This window comes from Citrobacter braakii (genome assembly GCF_002075345.1).
Lineage (GTDB): Bacteria > Pseudomonadota > Gammaproteobacteria > Enterobacterales > Enterobacteriaceae > Citrobacter > Citrobacter braakii.
The window spans coordinates 41,493-67,875 of sequence record NZ_NAEW01000002.1 but is presented as its reverse complement, the minus strand read 5'-3'; the positions used below and the strand labels follow the sequence as shown (position 1 = coordinate 67,875).

General features: G+C 52.6%; 22 protein-coding genes. 20 read left to right on the top strand and 2 right to left on the bottom strand.

Features of this window, described 5'->3' with window-relative positions; all coding sequences use genetic code 11:
- Positions 1–34 precede the first annotated feature (34 nt).
- Together otsB and otsA are read left to right on the top strand one after the other, a co-directional pair.
- Entirely contained in the window at positions 35–838 is an 804-nt protein-coding gene (otsB, locus tag BZK42_RS04685; RefSeq protein WP_080858826.1) for a trehalose-phosphatase, read from the top strand.
- Positions 813–2,234 (top strand): alpha,alpha-trehalose-phosphate synthase, encoded by a 1,422-nt coding sequence (otsA, locus tag BZK42_RS04680; protein ID WP_016156814.1) that lies wholly within the window; start codon positions 813–815, stop codon positions 2,232–2,234. Before otsB ends, otsA begins: the two co-directional genes overlap by 26 nt.
- A gap of 17 nt (positions 2,235–2,251) precedes the next feature.
- Here the strand turns inward: otsA and uspC are convergent, their stop codons facing one another.
- Positions 2,252–2,680, bottom strand: coding sequence for a universal stress protein UspC (gene uspC / locus BZK42_RS04675; RefSeq protein ID WP_016153445.1), 429 nt, complete (start codon positions 2,678–2,680; stop codon positions 2,252–2,254).
- Between the two features lie 792 nt (positions 2,681–3,472).
- Between uspC and flhD the strand changes: the two genes are divergently transcribed.
- From flhD to cheW, 6 genes are all read left to right on the top strand, one after another.
- Positions 3,473–3,814, top strand: coding sequence for a flagellar transcriptional regulator FlhD (gene flhD / locus BZK42_RS04665; RefSeq protein WP_016153444.1), 342 nt, complete (start codon positions 3,473–3,475; stop codon positions 3,812–3,814).
- A complete protein-coding gene (gene flhC, locus BZK42_RS04660; protein ID WP_085951062.1) occupies positions 3,811–4,395 on the top strand; it encodes a flagellar transcriptional regulator FlhC in 585 nt (194 codons plus the stop codon). The genes flhD and flhC overlap by 4 nt, the downstream gene beginning before the upstream one ends.
- A gap of 124 nt (positions 4,396–4,519) precedes the next feature.
- Entirely contained in the window at positions 4,520–5,407 is an 888-nt protein-coding gene (motA, locus tag BZK42_RS04655) for a flagellar motor stator protein MotA (RefSeq protein WP_016153442.1), read from the top strand.
- Positions 5,404–6,333 carry a flagellar motor protein MotB gene (motB, locus tag BZK42_RS04650; RefSeq protein ID WP_016153441.1) on the top strand — a complete coding sequence of 310 codons (930 nt, stop codon included), beginning with the start codon at positions 5,404–5,406 and terminating at the stop codon, positions 6,331–6,333. Before motA ends, motB begins: the two co-directional genes overlap by 4 nt.
- Positions 6,334–6,337: 4 nt before the next feature.
- Complete coding sequence (gene cheA, locus BZK42_RS04645) at positions 6,338–8,392, top strand: chemotaxis protein CheA (RefSeq protein ID WP_016156813.1); 2,055 nt, start codon at positions 6,338–6,340, stop codon at positions 8,390–8,392.
- Between the two features lie 20 nt (positions 8,393–8,412).
- Positions 8,413–8,916: a chemotaxis protein CheW gene (gene cheW, locus BZK42_RS04640; RefSeq protein WP_080858824.1), complete on the top strand. Its 504-nt coding sequence runs from the start codon at positions 8,413–8,415 to the stop codon at positions 8,914–8,916.
- 75 nt (positions 8,917–8,991) lie between these two features.
- Here cheW and BZK42_RS04635 read toward each other — a convergent pair whose 3' ends face one another.
- Positions 8,992–10,251 (bottom strand): dicarboxylate/amino acid:cation symporter, encoded by a 1,260-nt coding sequence (locus BZK42_RS04635; protein WP_016153439.1) that lies wholly within the window; start codon positions 10,249–10,251, stop codon positions 8,992–8,994.
- 406 nt (positions 10,252–10,657) lie between these two features.
- Here BZK42_RS04635 and tar point away from each other — a divergent pair, with 406 nt between their 5' ends.
- From tar to flhE, 12 genes are all read left to right on the top strand, one after another.
- Positions 10,658–12,313, top strand: a complete 1,656-nt coding sequence (tar, locus tag BZK42_RS04630; RefSeq protein WP_080858823.1) for a methyl-accepting chemotaxis protein II — start codon at positions 10,658–10,660, stop codon at positions 12,311–12,313.
- Positions 12,314–12,356: 43 nt separating this feature from the next.
- Positions 12,357–13,958 (top strand): methyl-accepting chemotaxis protein IV, encoded by a 1,602-nt coding sequence (tap, locus tag BZK42_RS04625; RefSeq protein ID WP_046275661.1) that lies wholly within the window; start codon positions 12,357–12,359, stop codon positions 13,956–13,958.
- A 19-nt stretch (positions 13,959–13,977) separates the two neighbouring features.
- The gene (gene cheR, locus BZK42_RS04620) at positions 13,978–14,850 is read left to right on the top strand and encodes a protein-glutamate O-methyltransferase CheR (protein ID WP_016153436.1); all 873 of its coding nucleotides are present in this window, start codon (positions 13,978–13,980) and stop codon (positions 14,848–14,850) included.
- Positions 14,847–15,896 (top strand): protein-glutamate methylesterase/protein-glutamine glutaminase, encoded by a 1,050-nt coding sequence (locus tag BZK42_RS04615; protein ID WP_016153435.1) that lies wholly within the window; start codon positions 14,847–14,849, stop codon positions 15,894–15,896. Before cheR ends, BZK42_RS04615 begins: the two co-directional genes overlap by 4 nt.
- A gap of 18 nt (positions 15,897–15,914) precedes the next feature.
- Positions 15,915–16,304, top strand: a complete 390-nt coding sequence (gene cheY, locus BZK42_RS04610) for a chemotaxis response regulator CheY (RefSeq protein ID WP_016153434.1) — start codon at positions 15,915–15,917, stop codon at positions 16,302–16,304.
- A 13-nt stretch (positions 16,305–16,317) separates the two neighbouring features.
- Positions 16,318–16,962, top strand: a complete 645-nt coding sequence (gene cheZ / locus BZK42_RS04605; RefSeq protein ID WP_029139578.1) for a protein phosphatase CheZ — start codon at positions 16,318–16,320, stop codon at positions 16,960–16,962.
- A 487-nt stretch (positions 16,963–17,449) separates the two neighbouring features.
- Positions 17,450–18,301, top strand: coding sequence for a helix-turn-helix domain-containing protein (locus BZK42_RS04600; protein ID WP_016153432.1), 852 nt, complete (start codon positions 17,450–17,452; stop codon positions 18,299–18,301).
- 106 nt (positions 18,302–18,407) lie between these two features.
- Positions 18,408–19,709, top strand: coding sequence for an MFS transporter (locus BZK42_RS04595; protein WP_016156809.1), 1,302 nt, complete (start codon positions 18,408–18,410; stop codon positions 19,707–19,709).
- A gap of 24 nt (positions 19,710–19,733) precedes the next feature.
- Complete coding sequence (locus BZK42_RS04590) at positions 19,734–22,400, top strand: alpha-L-rhamnosidase (RefSeq protein ID WP_080858822.1); 2,667 nt, start codon at positions 19,734–19,736, stop codon at positions 22,398–22,400.
- Between the two features lie 140 nt (positions 22,401–22,540).
- Positions 22,541–23,692, top strand: a complete 1,152-nt coding sequence (flhB, locus tag BZK42_RS04585; protein WP_016153429.1) for a flagellar biosynthesis protein FlhB — start codon at positions 22,541–22,543, stop codon at positions 23,690–23,692.
- A complete protein-coding gene (flhA, locus tag BZK42_RS04580; protein WP_016153428.1) occupies positions 23,685–25,763 on the top strand; it encodes a flagellar biosynthesis protein FlhA in 2,079 nt (692 codons plus the stop codon). Before flhB ends, flhA begins: the two co-directional genes overlap by 8 nt.
- Entirely contained in the window at positions 25,763–26,155 is a 393-nt protein-coding gene (gene flhE, locus BZK42_RS04575; RefSeq protein ID WP_016153427.1) for a flagellar protein FlhE, read from the top strand. Before flhA ends, flhE begins: the two co-directional genes overlap by 1 nt.
- Positions 26,156–26,383 lie beyond the last annotated feature (228 nt).

Below are 26,383 nucleotides of genomic sequence, written 5' to 3'. Positions count from 1 at the left end.
GCGGCGTACAGACCATGATGAGGAGGATAACCGGGTGACAGCATCACTGATCTTACCCCCTGAACAATCTGCAAGCTGTGCTTATTTTTTTGATCTCGATGGGACACTGGCTGAGATCAAACCCTATCCAGACCAGGTCGTTGTCCCTCAGACAATCCTGCAGTTATTACATCAGTTGGCGACGCATAATGCGGGTGCGCTGGCATTGATTTCAGGGCGCTCGATGGTTGAGCTTGACGCGCTTACCACTCCCTTTCGTTTTCCGCTCGCCGGAGTGCATGGGGCAGAGCGCCGTGACATCAATGGTCAAACTCATATAGTGCGCCTGGCTGCGGCAATAGAACGCGAAGCAGGAGAGCTATTAAGTACCGCCTTGGCGACGATGCCGGGTACAACGCTTGAAGCAAAAGGGATGGCGTTCGCACTGCACTATCGCCAGGCCCCGGAACATGAAGCGGCGCTAATTAATCTGGCTGAGCGTATTACGCACAGATGGCCGCAGTTGGCTTTACAGCACGGAAAATGCGTTGTGGAGATAAAACCAAAGGGTACGAACAAAGGCGACGCAATTGCCGCATTTATGCAGGAAGCACCTTTTGCCGGACGGATCCCCGTTTTTTTTGGTGACGATCTGACGGACGAAACAGGATTTGGCGTGGTTAATCGCGCAGGGGGCATTTCCGTGAAGGTGGGGAATGGAGCGACGCAGGCGACATGGCGTCTGGATGGCGTGAGTGATGTCTGGCACTGGCTGGAACAAATTAACTCTTCGCAGCAAGAATCGAAAGCAACGAATAACAGAAGAGGTGGCTATGAGTCGTTTAGTCGTAGTATCTAATCGTATCGCCTCACCCGATGACAAAGGGAGCGCAGGTGGGCTTGCCGTCGGTGTGCTGGGCGCGTTGAAGGCTGCTGGTGGCCTGTGGTTTGGCTGGAGTGGCGACACGGGTAATGAGGACAAACCATTAAAAAAAGTCACGCGTGGCAACATTACCTGGGCTTCGTTTAATTTGAGTGAACAGGATTACGAAGAGTATTACTGCCAGTTTTCCAATGCGGTTTTATGGCCTGCATTTCACTATCGCCTCGATTTGGTGCAGTTTCAGCGTCCTGCATGGGAGGGCTATCAGCGGGTGAATGCCTTGCTGGTAGATAAACTGCTGCCGCTGCTCAACGATGACGACATAATCTGGGTTCATGATTACCATCTGTTGCCGTTTGCCAGCGAGCTGCGTAAACGCGGCGTGAATAACCGTATCGGTTTTTTCCTGCATATCCCTTTTCCGACGCCGGAAATCTTTAATGCCTTACCCCCACATCAGACGCTACTTGAGCAGATGTGTGATTTTGATTTACTCGGTTTCCAGACTGAAAACGATCGTCAGGCTTTTCTGGATTGTCTGGCAGCCCAGACTCAGGTAACCACTCAGAGCGAGCAGCACCACCGCGCATGGGGAAAAGCGTTTCGTACCCAGGTCTATCCCATCGGTATTGAGCCGGATGAGATCGCCCGCCAGGCTTCCGGACCTTTGCCGCCGAAGCTGGCGCAACTGAAAGCAGAACTTAAAAATGTGCAGAATATCTTCTCCGTTGAGCGTCTGGATTATTCTAAGGGTTTGCCGGAGCGCTTTCAGGCCTATGAGGCTTTGCTGGAACACTATCCGCAGCACCACGGTAAAATTCGCTACACCCAGATAGCGCCAACTTCGCGTGAAGAGGTGCAGGCCTACCAGGATATTCGGCACCAACTGGAGACTGAAGCGGGGAGGATTAACGGTAAATATGGGCAGTTGGGCTGGACGCCGCTCTATTATCTGAACCAGTACTTTGATCGTAAATTGCTGATGAAAATCTTCCGCTACTCTGATGTAGGGCTGGTGACGCCTCTGCGAGATGGTATGAACCTGGTCGCGAAAGAATTCGTGGCCGCGCAGGATCCTGCCAACCCCGGCGTGCTGGTGTTATCGCAATTTGCCGGGGCCGCGAATGAGCTAACTGCCGCGCTTATTGTTAATCCTTATGACCGCGACGAAGTGGCTGGCGCATTAAACCAGGCTCTGACGATGCCGCTTGCTGAGCGTATCTCCCGCCACGCTGAGATGCTCGAAACTATCATTAAAAACGATATCGATAACTGGCAGGCGAGGTTCATTTGCGATCTGGAAAAAGTTATCCAACGTCAGAGTAAACAGCCATTGCCAGACAACGTTTCTCCCTGCACTAAACTGGCGTAACGCTCAGAAAACGCAGGTCAATCTCCAGCCAGTGGAACCAGCAGAACATCCACGTGGCTGGCACCGATCACGCTTTTTGCTGAGCAGGATGCGCGCGAAAAGAAGCTGTGGTTATGGTTGCCATAAATGACCAGATCGACCGCGTGTTTACGGCATACATCCAGAATATGTTCATTCAGTGCCCCATAGGTAATAAAGGTATGCTCAATGGGGTACTGTGCTTCTTTGCTGAGCTTGTCGATAAAATCCTGAGTCTCCTCTTGCATCACTTCACGCAGGTCCTCCAGCATAGGTGCTGCAAACTGATTATACAGTTCAGGGTCTGAGACCAGGGTTATCAGGCTAATACGAGCGTTGACAGGGCGAGCGATTGAAACCGCCTTGGCTAACAACTGCTGGCTTTCAGGGGTGGCGGCAACGGCCACAAGAATGTGTGTATAGCTCATAACTCGCTCCTTTTTTCAAGAATTATGAGAGGGTTTCTCAGCATTGCTCGGCTTACTCCATACTGCAACGTTTCCTTCCTGGATAGTGTGAATGTCATCATGGTTATTCATTAATTATTCTTATAAATAGAATAATTGCGTCATATAACTTGTAAATACGTTCAGCTTACTTAAGTAAAACTCACCGCTAATGAAAACAATGTGTTAATTAAAAATTAACAAAAGTTAACATTTAATGGGTTATCACTACCCGGTATTAATTAATCACCCTTAATATTTAAGTCATTGTTTATAAAGGATTTAATTGAAATGGTGTTTTACATTAAATATGTGATCAAGCTCGCTATTTCACAAGGTGATATTAACGTTTGTGAACAAAATACTATTCGCTTTTATTGCAAGAATATTCGTATGTCAGGAATTGAAATGGCGAATTTGAGGTTAAAAAATATGCAAAGTAAAAGCTGTGCTGATGGATTTATGTTAAGTGTTTAGCTAGTTTATGTGATCTATGTCACATATTCTTCAAATTCGCAGCATAGCTACGTTGTATGTGTAACGGGCGGCGGGTAGAGTTGCGTCGAATTAGGAAAAATCTTAGACATTTGTAAGAATTGATGTGAGCTTGTAAGGGGCGCGGCTTTCTGAAAAGGGAATGTTTAGACAACGCGTAAGTGCCGTCACGCTGCTATGTATTTGACCTTTTGCTTTTTTTTACCGGGCCTTCCCGGCGACATCACGGGGTGCGGTTTCACCGCATGAAAACAATGTTGGTTATTATGGATGCAAATAATGCATACATCCGAGTTGCTGAAACACATCTATGACATCAATTTGTCATATTTATTGCTTGCACAGCGTTTGATCGTTCAGGACAAAGCATCTGCGATGTTTCGCCTTGGTATCAGCGAAGAAATGGCGGACACGTTGGCAACATTAACACTTCCACAAATGGTCAAACTGGCTGAAACAAACCAACTGGTCTGTCATTTCCGTTTCGACGATCACCAGACCGTTACTCGCCTGACGCAAGACTCCCGCGTTGACGATCTTCAGCAAATTCATACCGGTATCATGCTTTCAACGCGACTGTTAAGTGACATCGATGAAGCAGCGCGCAAGAAAAGGGCTTGATGATGAGCGAAAAAAGCATTGTTCAGGAAGCGCGTGATATCCAGCTAGCAATGGAATTAATCACATTGGGCGCCCGTTTGCAAATGCTGGAAAGCGAAACGCAATTAAGCCGTGGCCGACTTATCAAGCTGTATAAAGAATTACGCGGCAGCCCTCCGCCAAAAGGGATGCTGCCTTTCTCCACCGACTGGTTTATGACATGGGAACAAAACATTCATGCTTCGATGTTTTGCAACGCATGGCAATTCCTGCTCAAAACTGGTTTGTGCAGCGGCGTGGATGCCGTGATCAAAGCGTATCGTTTATATCTTGAGCAGTGCCCGCAGCCAGAAGAAGGGCCACTGCTGGCGTTAACTCGCGCATGGACGTTGGTGCGTTTTGTCGACAGCGGATTGCTGGAGTTGTCCCGATGCAATTGCTGCGGTGGGAATTTTATTACCCACGCTCACCAACCCGCAGGCAGCTTTGCCTGCAGTTTATGCCAACCGCCATCACGCGCCGTAAAAAGACGTAAACTTTCCCAGAATGCTGCCGATATTATTCCACAACTGCTGGATGAACAGATCGAACAGGCTGTTTAACTGATACGGTGTGGACAAACACTCCAGCAGCGGTAAGCGATTACCGCTGCTTTTTTTTGTCCTGACCTCGAGTTAACTGCCCGACTGCGCATCCTGTCATAGTCAATTGCGAAAGGATGATGTCGTGCTTATCTTATTAGGTTACCTGGTTGTTATTGGTACAGTTTTCGGCGGTTACATGATGACCGGCGGACACCTTGGGGCACTCTATCAACCGGCTGAGCTGGTGATTATCGGTGGCGCGGGTATTGGGGCATTCATCGTCGGCAATAACGGGAAAGCCATTAAGGGGACGATGAAAGCCATCCCGATGCTTTTTCGTCGTTCAAAATACACCAAAGCGATGTATATGGATCTGCTGGCGCTGTTGTATCGCCTGATGGCCAAGTCACGTCAGCAGGGCATGTTCTCGCTTGAACGCGATATCGAAAACCCCAAAGAGAGTGAAATTTTCGCCAGCTATCCGCGCATTCTTGCTGATGCCGTGATGCTTGATTTCATTGTCGATTATCTGCGTCTGATCATCAGCGGCAACATGAACACGTTTGAAATTGAAGCGCTGATGGATGAAGAGATTGAGACTCACGAAAGTGAGGCCGAAGTCCCGGCCAACAGTCTGGCGATGGTGGGGGATTCATTACCGGCGTTCGGGATCGTGGCGGCGGTCATGGGGGTTGTCCATGCGCTGGCTTCTGCCGATCGTCCGGCGGCTGAACTGGGTTCGCTGATTGCACATGCCATGGTAGGGACATTCCTCGGTATTTTACTGGCCTATGGATTTATTTCTCCGCTTGCCAGCGTTCTGCGCCAGAAAAGCGCTGAAACCACCAAAATGATGCAGTGTGTGAAGATAACTCTGCTCTCCAATCTGAATGGTTACGCGCCGCCAATTGCCGTCGAATTTGGTCGTAAGACTCTGTATTCCAGCGAACGTCCATCGTTTATCGAACTGGAAGAGCATGTTCGTGCGGTGAGAAATCCAACTGCGCAGCAGACGACCGAGGACGCATGAAAAATCAGGCCCATCCCATTATCGTTGTAAAGCGACGCAAGCATAAAGGTCACGGTGGTGGGGCGCATGGTTCGTGGAAAATCGCCTACGCCGATTTTATGACCGCGATGATGGCCTTCTTTCTGGTGATGTGGCTCATTTCCATCTCTAGCCCTAAAGAATTGATCCAGATTGCCGAATATTTCCGTACGCCGCTGGCTACTGCGGTAACCGGGGGAAATCGTATTTCGAATAGCCAAAGTCCAATTCCAGGCGGCGGGGATGATTACACCCAGCAGCAGGGAGAGGTGAACAAGCAGCCGAATATCGATGATCTGAGAAAACGCATGGAACAAAGCCGCTTGAGCAAACTTCGCGGCGATCTCGATCAGTTGATTGAATCTGACCCCAAACTGCGTGCGCTGCGCCCGCATTTGAAAATTGATTTAGTTCAGGAAGGGCTGCGGATACAGATTATCGACAGTCAGAATCGCCCGATGTTTAAAACCGGTAGCGCTGAGGTGGAACCGTATATGCGCGATATCCTGCGAGCCATAGCGCCAGTGCTTAACGGCATTCCTAATCGAATCAGCCTTTCCGGCCATACGGATGATTACCCTTACGCCAATGGTGAAAAAGGGTATAGCAACTGGGAGTTGTCCGCCGATCGCGCTAACGCGTCGCGTCGCGAACTGGTTAGCGGCGGTCTGGATGATGGAAAAGTATTACGTGTGGTAGGTATGGCCGCCACGATGCGTCTGAGCGATCGCGGTCCTGAAGACGCTATCAACCGCCGTATTAGCCTGCTGGTTCTCAATAAGCAGGCGGAAGAGGCCATTTTGCATGAAAACGCTGAAAGCCAGAATGAGCCGGTAAGTGTCTTACAACAGCCAGCGGAACTCCCGCCGGCAAGCGTTCCCACATCGCCACCAGCCAATCCGAGGTGATAGCGTGAGCATGGATATAAGCGATTTTTATCAAACATTTTTTGATGAAGCTGACGAACTGTTGGCTGACATGGAGCAACACCTGCTTGATTTGGTTCCTGAAGCCCCGGATTCCGAACAGCTGAATGCAATTTTTCGTGCTGCGCACTCGATAAAAGGCGGGGCGGGCACCTTCGGCTTTACCATTTTGCAGGAAACGACCCATCTGATGGAAAACCTGCTGGATGAAGCGCGGCGTGGCGAGATGCAGCTCAATGCCGACATTATCAACCTGTTTTTGGAAACGAAAGATATTATGCAGGAACAGCTCGACGCCTATAAAAACTCAGAGGAGCCGGATGCCGCCAGCTTTGAGTACATTTGTAATGCGTTACGACAGCTAGCGCTCGAAGCGAAAGGTGAAACCGCACCGGCAGTCGTCAACACCGCAAAACTGAGCGTTGTTGACAGCGCTGCAATGCAGGAAGAGGCGGTTGCACAGCCTGAGTCTGCAAGTGAAGAGAGCAAGAAACGCATTATTCTCACGCGCCTGAAAGCCAATGAAGTGGATTTACTGGAAGAGGAGCTGGGGAACCTGGCGACCTTAACCGATGTGGTGAAAGGGAGCGACACGTTGTCAGCAACGCTTGATGGCAACCTCGCAGAAGATGACATCATCGCGGTGCTGTGCTTTGTGATTGAAGCTGATCAGATTGAATTCGAAACCGTCAGCGCAGCGCCGGTAGCCGTTGAAACTGAAGCTGAAGCTGAAGCAGAAACGGTAGCCGTTGTCGCGAAGCCGCAGCCGGTTGCCGTTGCGCCAGCGGCAAAAGCCGCCGCCAGTGAAGCGCCAAACGGACGCGCGGAACGCGACAAACCCGCCCGCGCCAGCGAGTCGACCAGCATCCGCGTAGCGGTTGAGAAGGTCGATCAGCTCATTAACCTGGTCGGTGAGTTGGTCATCACCCAGTCTATGTTGGCACAACGTTCTAACGAACTGGATCCCGTCAATCATGGCGATCTCATCACCAGTATGGGTCAGTTACAACGTAACGCCCGCGACTTGCAAGAGTCGGTGATGTCGATTCGTATGATGCCCATGGAGTATGTGTTCAGTCGTTTTCCGCGTCTGGTGCGTGACCTGGCCGGTAAGCTGGGTAAACAGGTCGAACTGACACAGGTGGGAAGCTCAACCGAACTCGACAAGAGCCTGATTGAACGCATCATCGATCCGTTGACGCACCTGGTGCGTAACAGCCTCGATCACGGTATTGAACTGCCGGAAAAACGCCTTGAAGCCGGGAAAAGCCCAATCGGTAATCTGACGCTTTCCGCGGAGCACCAGGGCGGGAATATCTGTATTGAAGTCACCGATGATGGCGCCGGTCTGAACCGTGAACGAATCCTCGCCAAAGCTATCTCCCAGGGGATGCCGATCCACGAAAACATGAGCGATGACGAAGTCGGTATGCTGATCTTCGCCCCGGGCTTCTCGACCGCTGAACAGGTGACGGATGTCTCTGGCCGCGGCGTGGGTATGGATGTGGTGAAGCGAAATATCCAGGAGATGGGGGGCCATGTTGAGATCCAGTCCAAACAGGGACAGGGGACGACTATCCGAATTCTGCTGCCGCTGACGCTGGCGATCCTCGACGGCATGTCCGTGCGCGTGGCCGACGAAGTCTTTATTCTGCCGCTGAATGCCGTTATGGAATCACTGCAACCGCGCGAAGAAGATCTCCATCCGCTGGCCGGAGGAGAGCGCGTGCTGGAAGTGCGTGGCGAATATTTACCGCTGGTTGAGCTGTGGAAAGTCTTTGAGGTTGAAGGCGCAAAAACCGAAGCGACTCAAGGCATTGTGGTGATTTTGCAAAGTGCAGGGCGTCGCTACGCGCTGCTGGTCGATCAGTTAATTGGTCAACACCAGGTGGTCGTCAAAAACCTGGAAAGCAACTACCGCAAAGTGCCAGGTATTTCTGCAGCAACGATCCTCGGCGACGGCAGCGTCGCGCTGATTGTCGATGTCTCTGCATTGCAGGGATTAAACCGCGAACAACGTGTGGCGATCACAGCCGCCTGATTGAGTGAGAAGGGAATAATATGACCGGTATGAGTAATGTAACTAAACTGGCCGGCGAACCGTCAGGTCAGGAATTCCTCGTGTTTACGCTGGGGGATGAAGAGTACGGTATCGATATCCTGAAAGTGCAGGAAATCCGTGGGTACGATCAGGTGACGCGTATTGCTAACACGCCTGCGTTTATCAAAGGTGTCACCAATCTGCGCGGTGTGATTGTGCCGATTGTTGACCTGCGCGTGAAGTTTAGCCAGAGCGATGTGGATTACAACGAAAACACCGTGGTGATTGTGCTGAATCTGGGCCAGCGGGTGGTCGGGATTGTGGTCGATGGCGTCTCGGATGTGCTGTCGCTGACAACGGAACAAATCCGTCCGGCACCGGAATTTGCCGTAACGCTGTCGACGGAATACTTGACGGGACTGGGGGCTCTGGGTGACCGGATGCTGATCCTGGTTAACATTGAGAAGCTGCTCAATAGCGAAGAAATGGCGCTGCTGGATATTGCCGCCAGTCACGTCGCGTAACCGCTATACCGTATCCGGCCTACAATGATTGCGGTTGTAGGCCGGATACGCGTAGCACATCCGGCAGATTTCCCCTTACGCTTCCCGCTCAACCAGCTCCGGTTCTTCTTCCAGTAAACCTTCATCTTGTGCCAGCATCGCCGTTGCAATCCCGTTACCTAATACGTTGATTGCTGAACGTCCCATATCCAGGAAGTGGTCAATACCCATCAGTAACAGAATCCCGGCAACCGGAATATTAAAGCTCGGAATGGTTGCTGCCAGCACCACCAGCGCAGAACGCGGCACGCCGGCAATCCCTTTTGACGCCAGCATCAGCGTCAGCATCAGGACGGTGATTTCTGCAAAGGAGAGGTGAATGTTATAGGCCTGCGCGATAAACATCGAGGCAAATGAACAGTAAACCATCGAGCCGACCAGGTTAAATGAATAACCGATAGGCAATACAAATGACACGATGTTAGGCGAGCAACCAAATTTGGTTAATTGCTCCAGCGTTTTTGGATAGGCGGCTTCCGAGCTGCTGGTAGTAAATGCGACCAGAACCGGATCTTTCAGCATGCTTACCAGACGAAAAACCTCTTTTTTCAGCATGACATAACCGACCGCCAGCAGAACCAGGCAGGTCAGCAAAATAGCCACATAGTAGCCGCCGATGAACGACGCATAGTTAAGCAGGATCCCCAAACCCTGGGTGGAGATAACGGAGGAAATGGCGGCGAAAATGGCCAGCGGCGCAACGTACATCACGTAGCCAGTCACCTTCAGCATAATGTGGGAGACCACATCCAGCGCGGCAACCAGCGGGGCATTGAATTTCTCACCAAGGGATGCGCCACCAATACCGAAGAACATCGAGAACACCACAATTTGCAGGATCTCATTGTTGGCCATCGCCTCGGCTATGCTGGTTGGGATGGTGTGAGTCAGGAAACCTTTCAGGCTCATGCCGCTCACGGCCAGGCCGGTATCAGTGGCTTCCAGCGGGATCGCCAGGTTCAGGCCGCTTCCGGGTTGCTCAAGAGAAACCACAAACAGACCGACCAGAATAGACAGTATGGAAGAGCTGATAAACCAGATCATCGCTTTGCCGCCTACGCGCCCGATGGTGGACGTTTCCCCCAGGCGCATAATACCGACGGTCAGGGTGCTGAATACTAAAGGTGCGATCACCATTTTAATCAGGCGCAAAAAGATGTCGGTGAGAAGCGTAATATTATCGGCCCAGGCGGTCACTACGCCGGGGGCGGCATAAGAGTGGATCACCGCCCCTGACAGGATCCCCGCCAACATGAAGATCACGATAAACAACGTGAGTTTGTTTGCATTTGCCACTAAAAAGCCCTCAGTAAGGATTTAACATTTATTGTTCGGTTACTCATTTTTTATATTTATTAATTGGTAACTAAATATTCATCATATAAATTGAATTAAAGCGCCAGCTGATACAACTTTTTTTAATTTTTTATCCATTTTGTTGTGGTGCAGAGGATATGTATTTGTGATCTTGGTCACGAAATAATGACTATTTCATCCAATATGACCGCGCCCACAGATAAGTTTGAATGTTATTCACATGATAATTGTGACGTTTTTATGTGAATGATTTGTGGTTGCCGTACACCCGTCTTCCCCTCCTTCCGCGAGGCTTCACGTCCCTTCAGGATTTCCTTTTCGCAAACGTAAAGTTATCTCAGCGACTGCCGATAACGTTGATAACTCGTTTTCAGGAAGGTGCCTTATGTTTAACCGTATCCGCGTTGTCACAATGCTGATGATGGTGCTGGGGGTTTTCGCACTGCTACAGCTTGTTTCCGGTGGTCTGTTGTTTTCTTCATTGCAGCAGAATCAGCAAAGTTTTGTTATTTCTAACGATCTTCGACAGCAGCAAAGTGAACTCACCTCAACATGGGATCTGATGCTGCAAACACGTATCAATTTAAGCCGTTCTTCTGCACGCATGATGATGGACGCGTCCAACCAGCAAAGCAGAGCGAAAAACGATCTGCTGAAGAATGCGAAAGCATCGTTGGCGCAGGCCGAAACACATTACGCAAAATTTAAAAACATCACACCGTTACCCGAGATGGCAGAAGCCAGCGGTAACGTTGAGGAGAAATATCAGCAGTACCATGCGGCTTTAACAGAACTGGTTCAGTTTCTGGAGAACGGCAATATGGACGCCTATTTCGCGCAACCGACTCAGGGAATGCAAAACGCGCTCGGTGAGGCGCTGGGCAAGTACGCCAGCGTTAGCGAAAAGCTTTACGCTCAGGCATTCGATAAAAGTGCGCGGGATTACCATTTCGCCCAATGGCAGCTTGGCGTGCTGGCCGTAGTGCTGGTGCTGATTCTGGTGGTGGTGTGGTACGGCATCCGCCATACCCTGCTTAATCCTCTGTCTCGCGTCATTGCCCATATTCGGGAAATCGCCAGCGGTAACCTGACCGCGACCCTGGCCGTCAGCGGTCGTAATGAAATCGGCGAGCTGGCCAGTACGGTTGATCATATGCAGCGCTCGCTGACGGAAACCGTCACCCTGGTGCGTGAAGGTTCTGATGCGATTTATTCCGGGACCAGCGAAATTGCCAGCGGGAACACCGACCTGTCATCTCGTACTGAACAGCAAGCCTCTGCGCTGGAAGAGACCGCAGCCAGCATGGAACAGTTGACCGCAACCGTGAAGCAAAATGCGGACAACGCGCGTCAGGCCTCGCAACTGGCGAAAAGCGCCTCCGATACCGCACAGCATGGCGGCAAAGTGGTTGATAGCGTGGTGAACACCATGCACGAAATCGCCGATAGCTCGAAGAAAATCGCCGACATCATCAGCGTTATTGATGGTATTGCTTTCCAGACCAACATTCTCGCACTGAATGCGGCGGTTGAAGCGGCGCGTGCCGGTGAACAAGGCCGTGGCTTTGCTGTGGTTGCGGGCGAAGTGCGTAATCTGGCAAGTCGCAGTGCGCAGGCGGCGAAAGAGATCAAAGCGTTGATTGAGGATTCGGTTTCCCGAGTGGATACCGGGTCCGTATTGGTAGAAAGCGCAGGCGAAACGATGAACGACATCGTAAATGCCGTAACGCGGGTGACCGACATTATGGGTGAGATTGCCTCGGCCTCCGACGAGCAAAGCCGGGGGATTGATCAGGTGGCGCTCGCGGTATCCGAGATGGATCGCGTTACGCAGCAGAACGCCTCGTTGGTACAGGAATCGGCTGCCGCTGCCGCTGCTCTTGAAGAACAGGCCAGCCGCCTGACGCAGTCGGTGTCGACTTTCCGCCTTGCGTCACGTCCGGCGTCGGCTAAGCCGCGCGATACACGATTACCTGCAACGGCGGCCGCATCCTATCCGCGCCAGAACAATGAACAAGATACGAATTGGGAAACATTTTGACTGATAGTTAAACCGCGGCCAGTGCCGCCCAATGGGAGCGTTGATGTTTAATCGTATTCGAATTTCGACCACGCTGTTTTTGATTTTAATCCTCTGCGGTGTTTTGCAGATTGGCAGTAATGGCTTGTCCTTCTGGGCATTTCGGGACGGTTTTCAGAACCTGAATCAGGTCGAACGAAGTAATCAGCAACGCGCTGCGCTGGCCCAAACCCGCGCTGTGTTATTACAGGCCAGTACGGCCCTTAATAAGGCAGGGACGCTGACCGCCCTGAGCTATCCGCCAGAGGATATCAACACGCTGATGACCCTCGCACGTGATAGCCTGGCGCAGTCTGAATTGATGTTTAAACGCTTTATGGCGACATCGGATACGACGGCACAAGGGAAGGCGCTATTTGGCGCAACGGAGAAAAGTTTCAGCCAGTGGCACAGCGCTCTCGCGCATCAGGCCACCTGGCTTGAAAACAATCAGTTGTCAGATTTTCTGACCGCGCCGGTGCAGGCTGCTCAGGATGCTTTTGATGCAAATGTGAATGCGTGGCAGAGCAACATCGATCGCGTGTTGCAAACGGCAGGAGAGCAGAGCCAGCGAAATTACCATATGTCGGGGGTGATTTTCGCCACCATGGTGGTACTGGCGGCACTGCTCACCAGCGGTGCGCTGTACTGGTCGCGCAAGATGATTGTCCAGCCGCTGGCTATCGTGGGCAGTCATTTCGACAGCATTGCCGCGGGTAATCTGGCCCGGCCGGTAGCGGTTTATGGGCGCAATGAGATCTCAGCCATTTTTGCCAGTCTGAAGAAGATGCAGCAGGCACTGCGTGAAACGGTAAGCGAAGTACGCCAGGGCAGCTCAGCCATGCATAGCGGTATTTCAGAAATCGCGATGGGCAATAACGATTTGTCTTCGCGCACTGAACAGCAGGCGGCCGCGCTGGCGCAAACGGCAGCCAGCATGGAACAACTGACCGCCACCGTAGGACAGAATGCGGATAACGCGCGCCAGGCGTCAGGAATTGCCAAAAGTGCGGCAGATACAGCGCATAAAGGCGGCGAACAGACGTCCCGGGTCGCCAGCACAATGCATGAGATTTCCGCGAGCTCGCAGAAAATTGGCGACATCATCGGCGTGATTGACAGCATTGCCTTTCAGACCAATATCCTCGCGCTGAATGCTGCGGTTGAGGCCGCTCGCGCGGGTGAGCAGGGGCGTGGTTTTGCCGTGGTTGCAGGTGAAGTGCGCAATCTGGCAAGCCGTAGCGCACAGGCGGCGAAAGAAATTAAGGGTCTCATTGAGGAGTCTGTCACCCGAGTGCATCAGGGCTCGCAGTTGGTTGATATGGCAGCGCGCACCATGACGGAAATTGTCAGCTCGGTTACCCGGGTTAACGACATCATGGGCGAGATTGCTTCTGCTTCTGATGAACAGCGCAGAGGCATCGAGCAGGTGGCGCAGGCCGTCAGCCAGATGGACTCCGTGACGCAGCAAAACGCCGGGCTGGTGGAAGAAGCCGCATCCGCCACCGGACAACTTGCCATGCAGGCCGATAATCTTTCTGCCTGTGTCGCATTTTTTAAGCTTGAAGAGCAAACCGTAGCAAAACAAGAATTGGCGCAGCCGCAGGTTGTGCCCGTTGTATCCTGAATGTGATTGAGAAGGCGCTATGACATCATCTCTGCCCCCTGGGCAAACGTCATTATTGTTACAGATGACACAGCGCCTCGCGCTGTCTGACGCGCATTTTCGTCGGATATGTCAATTAATCTACCAGCGTGCGGGGATCGTACTGGCCGACCATAAGCGGGACATGGTTTATAACCGCCTGGTCCGCCGTCTGCGAACCCTGGGACTGGATGACTTTGGTCGCTATCTCAGCATGCTGGAAGCTAACCAGAACAGTGCTGAGTGGCAGGCTTTTATTAACTCCCTGACTACCAATCTGACCGCGTTTTTTCGCGAAGGGCATCATTTTCCAGTGCTGTCAGATCATGCTCGTCGGCGCAGCGGTGAATACCGTGTCTGGAGCGCGGCGGCGTCAACCGGAGAAGAGCCGTACAGCATTGCGATTACGCTCGCCGATACCTTAGGTATGGCTCCGGGCCGCTGGCGTGTTTTTGCCAGCGACATTGATACCGAAGTGCTGGAAAAAGCCAGAAGCGGCATCTACCGCCTTGATGAGCTAAAGACGCTGTCACCGCAGCAGCTACAGCGTTATTTCATGCGTGGCACCGGACCGCATGAAGGACTGGTACGCGTTCGGCAGGAACTGGCGGGGCATGTTGAATTTTCCAGCGTGAATTTACTGGATAAGCAGTACAACGTGCCAGGCCCCTTCGATGCCATATTTTGCCGTAACGTGATGATCTATTTTGATAAAACGACGCAGCAGGACATTTTGCACCGTTTTGTTCCACTTCTTAAACCAGATGGGCTGCTGTTTGCAGGTCATTCAGAAAACTTTAGCAACCTCGTGCGCGAGTTTAGCTTGCGTGGACAGACGGTGTATGCGCATGCGCCAGGTAAGGATAAAGCATGAGTAAAATCAGGGTTTTATCGGTTGATGATTCTGCACTGATGCGTCAAATCATGACCGAAATTATTAACAGCCACAGTGATATGGAAATGGTGGCGACGGCGCCGGATCCGTTGGTTGCCCGGGATTTAATCAAAAAATTCAATCCCGACGTCCTGACGCTGGATGTGGAAATGCCGCGCATGGACGGCCTCGACTTTCTTGAGAAACTGATGCGTCTGCGTCCGATGCCAGTGGTTATGGTCTCTTCGCTGACCGGTAAAGGTTCTGAGGTCACGCTGCGGGCGCTGGAGTTGGGGGCGATTGATTTTGTCACCAAACCACAGTTGGGGATCCGTGAAGGGATGTTGGCCTACAGCGAAATGATCGCTGAGAAGATCCGCACCGCGTCGCGGGCAAAACTGGCGGCCCACAAACCCATGACGGCACAGGTGACCTTGAAAGCGGGGCCGTTACTCAGTTCTGAAAAACTGCTGGCGATTGGCGCCTCAACCGGAGGAACAGAGGCAATTCGCCATGTACTCCAGCCATTGCCGCTTTCAAGTCCCGGTATTCTTATTACCCAGCATATGCCGCCAGGATTTACCCGCTCATTCGCCGAGCGTCTGAACAAACTGTGTCAGATCACCGTGAAAGAGGCTGAGGACGGGGAGCGCGTGCTCCCAGGGCATGCGTATATCGCCCCTGGTGACAAGCATATGGAACTGGCGCGCAGCGGGGCGAACTACCAGATCAAAATTCATGATGGTCCACCGGTTAACCGGCATCGGCCTTCAGTGGATGTGCTGTTCCATTCGGTGGCAAAACATGCGGGGCGTAATGCCGTGGGAGTGATCCTGACGGGTATGGGCAACGATGGCGCCGCCGGAATGTTAGCGATGAACCAGGCGGGTGCCTGGACCATTGCGCAAAACGAAGCAAGTTGTGTGGTGTTCGGCATGCCGCGCGAGGCCATCAATATGGGTGGCGTAAGCGAAGTGGTCGATCTTAGCCAGGTAAGCCAGCAAATGCTGGCGAAAATCAGTGCCGGACAGGCAATACGTATTTGAATCAGGAGTTTATTTTTTATGGCGGATAAAGAGCTTAAGTTTTTGGTTGTGGATGACTTTTCCACCATGCGTCGCATCGTGCGTAACCTTCTCAAAGAACTGGGTTTCAACAATGTTGAAGAGGCCGAAGACGGCGTGGACGCGCTGAATAAGCTGCAGGCTGGGGGATTTGGTTTTGTCATTTCCGACTGGAATATGCCGAACATGGATGGCCTGGAACTGCTGAAAACCATTCGTGCTGATGGCGGAATGTCGGCCCTGCCGGTGCTGATGGTTACGGCAGAAGCGAAGAAAGAGAATATCATTGCGGCGGCACAGGCTGGCGCCAGTGGTTATGTCGTGAAACCGTTCACGGCGGCGACGCTAGAAGAGAAACTCAATAAAATCTTTGAGAAACTGGGCATGTGAGGGTGTGATAATGATGATGCAACCACAAATTAAACCTGCTGACGAACATTCAGCCGGGGACATCATCGCGCGCATCGGCAGTTTGACCCGAATGCTGCGCGACAGCCTGCGTGAACTGGGGCTGGATCAGGCTATTGCCGAAGCGGCAGAAGCGATTCCCGATGCCCGCGATCGTCTTGATTACGTTGTGCAGATGACCGCACAGGCGGCAGAGCGCGCGCTGAACAGTGTGGAAGCTTCGCAGCCGCACCAGGACGCGATGGAAAAAGGGGCCAAAGACCTGACCAAACGCTGGGATGAATGGTTCGAAAATCCGATCGAGCTGTCTGACGCCCGTGAACTGGTCACCGATACCCGCCAGTTCCTGGGTGATGTGCCAGGGCATACCAGCTTTACTAACGCTCAACTGCTGGACATCATGATGGCGCAGGATTTCCAGGACCTCACTGGTCAGGTCATCAAGCGCATGATGGATGTTATCCAGGAGATTGAACGTCAGCTGCTGATGGTTCTGCTGGAAAACATTCCAGAGCAGGGCGCTCGTCCAAAACGTGAAAACGAAAGCTTGCTTAACGGCCCGCAGGTTGACACCTCAAAAGCCGGCGTCGTGGCAAGTCAGGATCAGGTTGACGACCTGCTGGATAGCCTCGGGTTCTAATCCGTAGCGTTTTTATTTGCTGGCCCGGCAGGCGCTCGCCGCCGGGCATTCTAACCGATAACGGCTTGCGCGTTATCCGGCCTACAGATACCTATCGTTCTCTTTACTTACTATCCATTTTTACGGTGACGTTGCCAGAACGGGTTCGCTCGCTGCATACCAAGCGCTGCGCTTCTGTGGATCCCGCAGGGTTATTGGGCCGCCAGTCGGGACAATGTGCCCTGCACTATAATTCGTACCCGGTTGAATGCCTGGATGACGTGGGTTCATCTGCACGGCGTATATCCTCTTTTTTATGCCATAACTTGGCGGTTATTTGCCGAAATGATGCTGAGGTCACAGCAGGTTACGCCTGAGTGACAGTGCGATATATAGACTTGTCATAATAATTGCAGTTAAATGGTTATCGGTGCAAGGCAATATATTATGTCAGTAGGTTATTTATCGATATCCCGAGTGTTTTTACTCGAATAGCGGCGGGGGAGATATGCGAATTTTACGTGAGAATGATTTTTTTCATTCAGAGCAACATGCGTTTTGTCTTTTTTCGATGAATAACCAATTAATGGAAGGTGTGCACGGGCATGATTTTGATGAACTGGTGATTGTCCGTAGCGGTAGCGGGTTTCATATTATTAATGACCTGGTTCGTTTTATCTGCCAGGGTGACTTTTTTTTAGTGACCGCTAACGATACCCATAGTTATGTTTCAACTAATAATCTGTCGGTTATTAATATATTGATTCGTCGCCCGCGCAGTTTTCATTTTTTACAGCACATTGATAATTTGCTCGATTGTATAAAAGAAAAACTTCTACAGCCTACCGCGCTGGCGCTAACTCAGGGAGCGCTGGCGCGTATTGAGGTATTGAGCCAGGAGATAATCTCACGTAACGAGAGTAACTATGACGTGCTCTATTTTTCATTGTGTGAAGTCGCTTTGCTGAACATCATCAACACGCTTTGCCAGTGCGACCGCCAAACTGAGGCGCTTAGCCCTGATGAGCGAGGGCGAGCCAACCTGATCCGTATGCTCAAGACCAGTAGCTTGCGTCATTTGGACTGGAATGTGTTGAGTGATGATAACGGTGTCGCCAGGCGCACGATGTATCGCTTAATTAAGCGAGTGACCGGTTATACTCCGGTTAAATTCCAGATGTTGTATCGTGTATTAAAAGCTCAAGAATTACTGCGCACTACGGATAAAACCATCAGTGAAATTGCGGCACGTTGTGGTTTTATGAATGCGATCAGGTTGACTGAATCGTATCGACGGTATTTTCATTATCCTCCAAGCCATGAACGTGAACTTCATTCACGAGTTTTAATAGCGATTTAATTGTTAGGTTAATAACAATAAAAAATTATTACTACTATCCATCATGACGGGGGTAGGCCATACGCTTATTTCTCGCCTTACTGTCTGTAAATTTAAGGGAATCGTTATGTCAAAAAATAAAACACCTAACCCCTGGTATATTGGGGTGGTGTCTGGAATGGCATCATATATTGATTCGGCGGCTATTGTTTCCAGTGGTACAGCCTTAGTCATTTATCAAAAAACAATGGGTATTACTGCACTACAAATTGGCATTTTATCTGGATTATTAACGCTGAGTATTGCCGCTGGGGCTTTTGGTGGCGGTCGTCTTGGAGACCGTATTGGTCGTCGTAATGTTTTTATTATTACGATGGCGATGATTTTTATCGGCACGCTGGCGCTGGCCTTTGGTTTGAACTTCCCGTTCCTGGTGCTGGGCACACTCTTGGTGGGGCTGGCGACAGGGGCTGATTTACCCGTCTCTCTGGCGACTATCTCCGAAGCGGCGAACGATGAAAACCGCGGCAAGATTATCGGCTTGTCCAATTTACTCTGGCTGGTGGGAATTGGCGCCACGATGGGGATCTCCGCTATCGTCGGCGACTGGGGGCTGATTGGCGCGCAAATCATGTATATGCACGTTGGGCTGGTGGCGGTTGTGCTGATGATCCTGCGTTGGTCTATCCCTGAGTCGCCGCTGTGGTTGGCGGCAAAGGATGAACTGCGTCGTGGCATCGCCACCGTTCGGGCACAGAAAACCGGCTGGCGCGATCTGCTCGAAGGCAAATACCTGTGGCCGTTTATCTCGCTGTGTATCTTTTATACCTTCACCAATCTGGCGGCCAATACCGGCGGGCAGTTTGGGGCTTATGTAGCGGTAAATGTGGTGGGCATTTCGGTCAGCACGCACTCGCTGTGGGGGCTGTTGATTCTGCCAGTGAGCGTGGCGTCTGGGTTGATGTTTATGCGCGTCGTTGATACCTCAAAACGGGTTCCATTCTTTATTTTTGGCGCGGTGATGATGTCCGGTGGTTATTTCGTGCCGGTGCTGTTTAATTTCTCGCCACTCTCCTGGTTCTGCTGCCTGCTGTTTACCAATATCGGCACAGGATTTGCCTTCGAAGGCATCATGAAAGTGTGGGCGCAAGAGTCATTCCCCACCATGCTACGCGCCACCGCGCAAGGAGTGATTGTCGGTGTCGCCCGTCTGACCTGCGGCTTGTTGGCGTTCGTCACTCCTGTGCTGTTGAGCGCGGGGCCGGTGGTTCTTTATTGCCTGCTGACGGCGATTGTGGCGATAGGCATGGTTATCGGCTGGCTGTGCTTCCACGGCAAGCAACGTAATGAATTTAATGCAGAAACAGAAATGGTGGCGACGCCTGATAACGGACAGGCATCGCACGATACTTTGCGGGCCAAAGCCTGAATATGAGCCACTGAGGGAAAAATTATGTTGGCAGTAGAAAAGATTACGCTCAACTATGAAACCACGCTGACGGGCTGCGAAACGCTGCCGGTTTTCGGCTGGATAATCACCAGTTCCTTGCGCGATGTACAGCAGCGTAGCTGGCGTTTGCAGCTGTCGGCGCAAGAAGATTTTGCCCAATGCCTGTTTGACAGCGGCGAAATGCACGATGACCGCTCCAGTAATATCGAATTGCCCGACGTCGCCTGCCAGCACTCGACGCGCTATTTTGTGCGGGTGCATATTACCGACAACCACGGTGAAGAGAGCGGCTGGAGCCCGGCGGCAACGTTTATTACCGGCCTGCCAGCGCAAGCGTGGCAAGGGGTGTTTATCTCGGCTGAAACGCCGCAGGATAAAGACAACTCGAAAGGCACGTTGTTGCGCCATGCGTTCAGTTTGTCCGACGGTGATGACATTGTTTCGGCGGTGGTACATGCCAGCGCGCTGGGGTTGTACCAACTGTGGATCAACGGCGAAAAAGTCGGGCGTGATGAGTTATCGCCCGGCTGGACGAGCTACCACCACCATCTGTTGTATCAAACCTGGGATGTGACCGAGCACCTGCGAGAAGGCGAAAACGTGATTGGCGCGATGGTGGGGGCGGGTTGGTATAAAGGGGATATGAGCTTCAACCGCTATCGCAACTATTACGGCCAGCAGACGGGGTTTATTTGCCATATGGTGGTGACGCACCGCGATGGTAGCCAGCGGGTAATCGCCACGGATGCACAGTGGCAGGGCTGCGATGACGCGATTTTGTTTGCTGAAATTTATGATGGCGAAGTGTATGACGCACGTCGGGAGCAGCGCGGCTGGAGCGAGCCTGCGTTTAGCGCCGGGCATTGGCGTGCGGTGACGACGCTTGCGGCAGAGACTTCGGTGCTGCAACCGCAAACGGCCTGCCCGGTACAAGAAATAGAACGGCTTGCGCCGTGCTCAATCATCACGACGCCAAAAGGCGAGACGGTGCTTGATTTTGGCCAGAACCTCAGCGGCTGGGTGGAGTTTCGGGTGCGCGGTGCGGCAGGTGAGCGCGTGGTGCTGCGCCATTTTGAAGTGCTGGATGCCGAAGGCAATGTTTATCTGGCGAACCTGCGCACCGCCAAACAGTGCATTGATTACACCTTACGTGGCGAGGGTGAAGAATGTTATCACCCGCATTTTACCTTTCAGGGTTTCCGTTATGTGCTGATTGAACGTTGGCCTGGCACGCCGACGCGGGATGATTTTGTCGCGGTCGTGCTGCATTCCGCGATGACGCCGACGGGTCACATTGAAACCTCAAACGCGGATCTCAACCAACTGCATCACAACATCATGTGGGGGCTTAAGGGCAATTTCGTCGATATCCCAACCGACTGCCCGCAGCGCGATGAACGTCTGGGATGGACGGGCGATGCGCAAATTTTCTGCCGCACCGCCAGTTATCTGATGCAGACGCGCACTTTTTTTGCCAAATGGCTGACCGATCTTCAGCATGACCAAACGCCGGAGGGCGGTGTGCCGCACGTCATCCCCGATATCCTCACCGGCAAATGCGACAACGACCGCTTTTTATCCCACGGGCGCACCCATTCCGCCGCAGCCTGGGCCGATGCGGCGGTGATTAACCCGTGGACGCTGTACCTGATGTACGGCGATAAACAGACGCTGGCCCGCCAGTACGACAGCATGAAAGCCTGGGTGGAGTTTATGCATGACAACGCTGTTGAGAACCAGTGGTCGTGGAAACTGCAGTTTGGCGATTGGGTTGCGCTGGATGCCAAAGAGGGCAGCTATTTTGGCGCAACGCCGAATGAACTGACCTGCATGGCCTACTATGCGTTGTCCACGCTGCTGCTGGCGAAATCAGCCAAAGCACTGGGAAATGACGTTGACCACACTCATTATCAGGCGCTGCATACCGCGATTGTCGAAAGCTTCCGCAATGAGTTTTTTACCGCCACCGGGCGGCTGGCGGCGCGCACGCAAACGGCGCATATTCTGGCGCTTTACTTCCAGTTAGTGCCGGACGCGCACCGCGAGCGCACCGTGCAAACGCTGCTGGAACTGCTGGCGGAAAATGACGGTCATCTGGTGACGGGGTTTGTCGGCACCCCCTATTTCTGTCACGCATTGAGCGAAAACGGGCAGGCCGACGCGGCGTGGCAATTACTGATGAAAGAGGACTTCCCAAGCTGGTTGTATCAGGTAAAAGCTGGGGCGACGACGATTTGGGAACACTGGGATGGCGTGAAACCTGATGGCACAATGTGGAGCCCGGACATGAACTCCTTCAACCATTATGCCTACGGGGCGATCGGTGAATGGCTGTATCGCGTGGCGGCGGGAATAAATACCGAAGAACACGCGCCGGGATTTAAATCTTCGGTACTGCGGCCTATTCCGGGCGGTGGCCTGACATGGCTGAAAGCGCGATACGGCTCGGTATATGGTGATATTGCCGTCCACTGGACGCAGGAACCGGCGCGCGATGGCTTACAGTCCATCACCCTTGAGGTAGATATTCCGCCGAATACCCACTCAATGGTGATCCTCGATGGCGCACAAACGCTGCTCGATACCGATGGCCTCGACTTCGCGCCAGTAGACGGCGGCTATAGCGCGCAGGTGGGATCGGGCCATTATCGCGTTATCTGGCAGCGCTAACCGCGTGGTTGTCACGGCAGCGTTCGCGCTGTCGTGGCAAACGAACGCTCGAATTCCTCTGTTTTCGTTTCGCTATTCGACGCATTGGCAATGGTTGCGGTCGCGATAATACTCGTGACCGTGACGACGAGAGTAATGCCGTGGCAGAAGAAAGCGACGACGACAAAACAGAAGCCCCCACACCCCACCGACTTGAAAAAGCACGGGAAGAAGGGCAGGTCCCCCGATCCAAAGAACTGACCTCACTGCTTATTTTGCTGGTGGGCGTGTGCATTATCTGGATTGGCGGGGAGTCGCTTGCCCGCAGACTGGCCGGTATGCTGTCGGCCGGATTACGTTTTGACCACAGTATGGTCAATGACCCTAACCTGATCCTCAGCCAAATCATCCTGCTGATTAAAGACGCGATGATTGCGCTGTTACCGTTGATTACCGGCGTCGTTCTGGTGGCATTAATCTCCCCGGTGATGCTTGGCGGCTTGATTTTCAGCGGTAAATCTCTGCAGCCCAAGTTCTCTAAGCTGAATCCGTTGCCGGGCATTAAACGCATGTTTTCAGCGCAAACCGGGGCGGAACTGCTCAAAGCGATACTGAAATCCACGCTGGTGGGGAGCGTGGCCGGATTTTATCTCTGGCATAACTGGCCGGCGATGATGCGTCTGATGGCGGAATCGCCGATTACGGCGATGGGCAACGCCCTGGATTTAGTTGGTATGTGCGCGCTGTTGGTGGTGCTTGGCGTTATTCCGATGGTGGGGTTCGACGTTTTTTTCCAGATTTACAGCCATCTGAAAAAGCTGCGCATGTCGCGTCAGGATATCCGTGACGAATTTAAGCAAAGCGAAGGCGACCCGCACGTTAAGGGCAAAATACGCCAAATGCAGCGCGCGGCCGCGCAGCGTCGCATGATGGCGGATGTGCCGAAAGCGGACGTGATTGTTACCAACCCCACGCACTATTCGGTGGCGTTGAAGTATGACGAGAACAAAATGAGCGCGCCGAAAGTTGTTGCCAAAGGCGCGGGGCTGGTGGCGCTGCGCATTCGTGAGATTGGCGCTGAACATCGAGTCCCTACGTTAGAAGCGCCGCCGCTGGCGCGTGCGCTATACCGTCATGCTGAAATTGGTCAACAAATACCGGGTCAATTATATGCCGCCGTTGCCGAAGTGCTTGCATGGGTATGGCAGCTAAAACGCTGGCGTCTCGCCGGCGGCAAGCGTCCACCACAACCTGAAAACCTTCCGGTGCCTGAAGCACTGGATTTCATGAACGAGAAGAATACTGATGGCTAATCTGGTCGCGATGTTGCGTTTGCCCAGCAACCTGAAATCCACGCAACTGCAAATCCTTGCCGGACCGATCCTTATCCTGCTGATCCTGTCGATGATGGTGTTGCCGTTGCCGGCTTTCGTCCTCGATTTGCTGTTCACGTTTAACATTGCGCTGTCGATCATGGTGCTGCTGGTGGCGATGTTCACCCAGCGTACGCTGGAGTTTGCCGCATTCCCGACGATTTTGTTGTTTACCACATTATTACGCCTCGCCCTGAACGTTGCGTCGACGCGTATCATTTTAATGGAAGGGCATACCGGCGCGGCGGCGGCGGGAAAGGTGGTTGAAGCTTTTGGTCACTTCCTGGTGGGCGGTAACTTTGCGATCGGTATCGTGGTCTTCGTTATTCTCGTCATTATCAACTTTATGGTTATCACCAAAGGTGCCGGACGTATCGCCGAGGTTGGCGCGCGCTTCGTGCTGGATGGTATGCCCGGCAAGCAGATGGCGATTGATGCGGATTTGAATGCGGGTCTGATTGGCGAAGATGAAGCCAAAAAACGACGCTCGGAGGTGACGCAGGAAGCGGATTTCTACGGCTCTATGGACGGTGCGAGTAAATTCGTTCGTGGAGATGCCATCGCCGGTATTTTGATCATGGTGATCAACGTGGTCGGCGGTCTGTTAGTCGGGGTGTTGCAGCATGGTATGAGCATGGGTAGCGCAGCGGAAAGTTATACCCTGCTGACCATCGGTGACGGGCTGGTGGCGCAAATTCCTGCGCTGGTAATCTCCACCGCGGCGGGGGTTATCGTGACCCGCGTGAGTACCGACCAGGATGTAGGCGAACAGATGGTGACCCAACTGTTCAGTAATCCTAGTGTCATGCTGCTTAGTGCGGCGGTGCTTGGTCTTTTGGGTCTGGTTCCGGGCATGCCGAACCTGGTGTTTTTGATGTTTACCGCCGCGTTACTGGGTCTGGCCTGGTGGATGCGTGGTCGTGAGCAAAAAGCCCCGGATGAGCCGCAGCCGGTGAAAATGCCGGAAAACAACTCCGTGGTGGAAGCAACATGGAATGACGTACAGCTGGAGGATTCCCTGGGGATGGAGGTAGGCTACCGCCTGATCCCAATGGTGGACTTTCAGCAAGATGGCGAGTTGCTGGGGCGAATTCGCAGTATTCGTAAGAAATTTGCCCAGGATATGGGCTTTCTGCCGCCGGTGGTACATATTCGCGACAATATGGATCTGCAGCCGGCCCGCTATCGTATTTTGATGAAAGGGGTGGAAATTGGCAGCGGTGACGCCTACCCGGGACGCTGGCTGGCCATTAACCCTGGTACTGCCGCCGGGTCACTGCCGGGCGAGAAAACGGTCGATCCGGCTTTTGGTCTGGACGCTATCTGGATTGAAAGCGCATTGAAGGAACAGGCGCAGATTCAGGGCTTTACGGTTGTTGAAGCCAGTACCGTTGTCGCCACGCACCTTAATCACCTGATTGGGCAGTTCGCTGCTGAGCTGTTTGGCCGTCAGGAGGCGCAACAGCTACTGGACCGCGTTTCGCAGGAGATGCCAAAACTGACAGAAGACCTGGTTCCGGGCGTCGTGACGCTCACTACGCTGCATAAAGTGCTGCAGAACTTACTGGATGAGAAAGTACCGATTCGCGATATGCGCACCATTCTCGAAACGCTGGCTGAACATGCACCGCTGCAAAACGATCCGCATGAGCTTACCGCGGTGGTACGTGTTGCGTTGGGACGCGCCATCACTCAGCAGTGGTTCCCGGGTAATGAAGAGGTTCAGGTTATCGGCCTTGATACCCCGCTCGAACGTTTGCTTCTGCAGGCGCTGCAGGGCGGCGGCGGTCTGGAGCCGGGTCTTGCAGACCGACTGCTGGCCCAGACTCAGGAAGCGCTGTCCCGTCAGGAAATGTTGGGTGCGCCGCCGGTCTTGTTGGTTAACCACGCGTTGCGTCCATTACTGGCACGCTTTTTACGTCGCAGCATTCCGCAACTGGTGGTGTTATCGAACATGGAGCTGTCTGACAACCGCCATATCCGTATGACGGCGACTATTGGAGGTAAGTAATGCGTAAATTACTGTGGTTGTTGTTTTTTCCTCTGGTAGCGCAGGCTGCCGGAGAAGGCGCCTGGCAGGCCAGCGGTATGGGGATTACTTTAAATCACCGCGGCCAGTCAGCCTCGTCTTCACCTCTGACGCCCAGCCAGCCGGTCTCGGGGTTGATGACGCTGGTGGCCTGGCGCTATGAGCTCAATGGCCCAACGCCTGCGGGTTTACGGGTACGTTTATGTTCCCAGTCCCGCTGTGTTGAGCTGGACGGGCAAAGCGGGACCACCAACGGATTCAATAATGTTCCCGCCATCGAACCGATGCATTTTGTCTGGGAAGTACCCGGTGGCGGTCGCCTGATCCCCGCCTTGCAAGTTCAGAGCAATCAGGTGATTGTGAACTATCGTTAACGCCTCCCTTCATACCGGCCAGCAGCAGAAACTGCTGGCTGCTTCGCAATTCTAGTCCGCCTCTTTGATTAAATAGAAACACTGTTTTATAAAATAGGTGACATACGTTGCCGGACTCTTTGTGCTGTTGCCATTTCACGAATACCCCTGGCAAAAATAGAAAGGTTTCACTTGCTGTTAGCTTTTACTGTGGCCCTGTAAGGAGGCCCAATGTCAAAGCGAGGATTG